The organism is Mesorhizobium sp. (genome assembly GCF_004962925.1).
Classification (GTDB): Bacteria; Pseudomonadota; Alphaproteobacteria; order Rhizobiales; family Rhizobiaceae; genus Mesorhizobium.
This window is the reverse complement of sequence record NZ_SUEO01000171.1, coordinates 6,829-7,199: the sequence shown is the minus strand read 5'-3', so window position 1 is coordinate 7,199 and position 371 is coordinate 6,829. Positions and strand designations below refer to the sequence as shown.

Here is a 371-nt window from a genome sequence, read left to right as displayed (position 1 = left end):
GCGCGGTCGGCGCCGGCCAGCAGCCGCAGCAGTTCGGTGCGGCCCGAGCCGACGAGGCCGGCAATGCCCAGCACCTCGCCACGATGCAGGTCGAAAGATACGTCACGAACCTTGGTCGCCGAGGCGAGGCCACGCACGCTTAGCCTGACCTCGCTTGAGGTGTGCGAGCGGTGCTGTTCCTGGGCAAGCTCGCGGCCGACCATCATTGAAACGACGGCTTTTTCCGACACCTGCGCGAGATCGACGGAACCGACCACGACGCCGTCGCGCATTATGGTGGCGCGCTGGCAGATGCCGAACACCTCGTCCAGCTTGTGCGAGACATAGACGACCGCGACACCGTCGCGGGTCAGGCCGGCAATGACTTCGGC

Annotated in this window: 1 protein-coding gene; it reads right to left on the bottom strand. The window is 66.6% G+C overall.

The window, feature by feature from the left end:
• A partial coding sequence (locus E5W87_RS26385) for an ATP-binding cassette domain-containing protein (protein ID WP_367118879.1) occupies positions 1–371 on the bottom strand: 371 nt, incomplete at both ends.